This is a genomic window from Streptomyces sp. NPDC033178 (assembly GCF_055577685.1).
Window position 1 is genome coordinate 1 of sequence record NZ_JBVIPT010000055.1, and the last position, 2,752, is coordinate 2,752.

The 2,752-nt window shown below is 61.9% G+C and carries 1 protein-coding gene and 1 pseudogene; one reads left to right on the forward strand and one right to left on the reverse strand.

Annotated features, from left to right (window positions below):
• Positions 1 to 121 precede the first annotated feature (121 nt).
• Positions 122 to 912 (reverse strand): IS5 family transposase gene (locus ACZ5VQ_RS49270; protein WP_469110755.1). Its coding sequence is split into 2 segments (ribosomal slippage): positions 122 to 610 and positions 613 to 912, totalling 789 coding nucleotides; the frame shifts between segments, so codons are not numbered across the junction.
• A gap of 1,371 nt (positions 913 to 2,283) precedes the next feature.
• Here ACZ5VQ_RS49270 and ACZ5VQ_RS49275 point away from each other — a divergent pair.
• Positions 2,284 to 2,643 (forward strand): annotated as a pseudogene (locus ACZ5VQ_RS49275) (IS701 family transposase); the annotation flags it as partial.
• Between the last annotated feature and the right edge of the window lie 109 nt (positions 2,644 to 2,752).

Below are 2,752 nucleotides of genomic sequence, written 5' to 3' on the forward strand. Positions count from 1 at the left end.
CGTCCAGGCCGTCGCCCACATGCACAACCTCGCCCTCACATCATGACCAGAAGACTGCGACCACAGGCTCTGACCTGCCAAAACGCAGCCTTGTGTAACACCCTTTGAGCTCGTAACACGATCATGATCGGTGTTTCTTGAGGCGTCTCCAACAGATCAGGGCGCAGGCCAATGAGACGAAGGCGTCGTGGAGTTCGATTCGGCGTTCCCAGCGGACGGCGAGGCGCTTGAACTGGTGGAGCAGGGCGAAGGTCTGCTCGACGACGTAGCGGAGTTTGCCCAGGCCCTTGATGTCCGGGGCGCTCTTGCGGGAGATGACCGGCAGGATCCGGCGCTTGCGCAGTTCCTCGCGGTTGGGGTTGGAGTCGTATCCCTTGTCGCCGAGCAGCGAATCGGGGCGGCGGCGTGGGCGGCCGGGCCGTCCGGCCACGGGCGGGATGCCGTCGACCAGAGCGAGAGTCTGGGTGACGTCGTTGACGTTGGCCGCGGTGGTGATGACCTTGAACAGTGTCCCCTTGCCGTCGCAGATCAGGTGATGTTTGCTGCCTGTTTTCCGCCGGTCGACCGGCGACGGACCGGTGTCGGCTCCCCCTTTTTCCCGCGGATGTGGGAGCCGTCCACGCACGCGCGGGACCAGTCGAGCGCACCGGCCGCGTTGAGTTCGGCGAGCAGGATGCGGTGCAGCTGGTCGAAGACGCCGGCCTGCTGCCCTCGCTCCAGGCGCCGCCAGCAGGTCTGCCCGGAGCCGAACCCCAGCTCCAGCGGCAGGAGTTGCCAGGCTATGTCGTTGTGGAGGACGTACAGGATGCCCTGCAGACACAGCCGGTCCGCCACCGGCCGCGGGCCCGGCGACTTCTCCGGCCACGGCGGCAGCAACGGCTCGATCAGCGCCCACAAGTCGTCGTCCACGATCCACGGCCGAGTACTCACACCATCCCGAACGGCCGAATCGTCACATCGGTCACGCCCGACGAGGCATCTTCAACAAGATCGTGTTATGAGCTCTTTAGGTATTCCTCATGGAAACGGCGTACCGCGAGGATCAAGCCCTGCCATCGGCTACGACAACCCGAGCCCGAAACCCAGTAACTCCACGCACCTCTCAAAACGCCCGGTACCACTATCAGCAGTCCATCCGCGAGTACGCTCACCAAGGCGAACACACCATTTCCTGCCTCAAGTTCTGACGACTACTGCGGCAAGACTGACGCTCGGTCAACCGCATCGGCCAGCCTGTCGCAGCAGTCCACGCCCTCCTCGCCCGCGAGGATTCCGGACGGAATAGGTTTAGCAGTCAGATAGAAGTACGAGGACCCACACGCGCACCCGACGCGTTAGGCGATGTATAGAAAGGCCTTTCAGTTCCCGGTGTCGCCACTACATGGTGAGCCGCCGCCGGAGCGGCGGGCATCATGCTCGCGGCTCGGGATAGCCCCATTTCCAGTGCACTATCGGGTGCGGGACCAGCATAGCGCCTTTCAGTGACTGCGCTCGCATGGAGGGCACCTCCCTCGTAAGTCTTCGCAACAGCAGCAACGGCGGCCATTGCGTTACCTGCCCATTCCAACTTCTTTTTGGTGTCGGGGTCATGAGGAAAGAATCCAGCGGCCGCATTGAATACTCCAGATGCCCCGGAAAATACTCCAACAACAGCGGGATTTACGTTGCCATCTCGTATCGCCCCTACAAGGGTGCTTGCAGAGGACAAAAGACCGGCCCCGGCAGATACTGCCGCAAAAGCCGGAGCGCCGCCCGCCTGCTCAAAGGCAACGGAGAGTGCAGCGAGTGCTACCGACAGAGTGGAAGACGTCTGCCCCTTACCAAACGCCGCCTTATATGTCCCCTCAAAATGATCTGCCAACCAATTTCTCCCAAGCGGCTTGGGAGGGGGCACATACTCGGCTTCATTTATAGATCGTGGCTGCGCCACATAAACACTGCCGCTACTGCGCACAAGCGCGGGACGCTGCCGAAATGCAGTCGCGCCTGCCGGTGGCAGGGAAAGCTCAGCAGCGCGACGCACATCACCTGCGCCTGCGCCACTCATACTTTCAGGTGCATCAGACATATTCTTTTACGCATCCTTAGTGTTTGCTGGGTGGATAGGTGCCTCAGCGTCTACTACGTGCGTTCCTCTCGCAGAGTTCAGTCAAGCTACTGTCGTTTCGATGCGTGGCCCCTTCGACCGCTGGTTCGTTGAATCTGGTGGTGATATGGGTTGACGGCAGGGGAGGTAGGTCGTAGGTGGACGGCAGGAGTCAACTGATTGGCGGAAGGTGGGAGATGACCACTCACCGTCCGCCTGCGCCTGCGCCGGGACCGTTGTACGAGGCCCGGTTGGACGATCTGTTCCTCAGCCTGGCTCAGCGGCGGGGCCTGATCGAGTACCTGACGGGGCTGCTGGCCCTACGGAAGCGCAACAAGACCTTCACCTGCCCGGCACGAGTTGAGCCGACGGCCAGCACGGTAGCGCTGGAGGCGCGGCGGCGGCAGTTCTTTCTGGCAGCATCCTCATCGGAGGTGGAGCAGGTCGACGACCGGCAGGTTGAGCTGCTGCGCGAGCAGTCAGCGACGGCATTGCACGACACTGGGCTCATCTGGATAGACGACTTTGGGCGCCGCAAGGCCAGCAACTCATCGTCACAGTGACCACGGGGTGAGCCGTTCCGGGTTCGGTAGAGATCTCAGCTTGTGGTTGTGACCTGGGTTTTTTTTGCTGGTGAGGTAGTAGTTGGTCTCGTGTTCGGCGGGT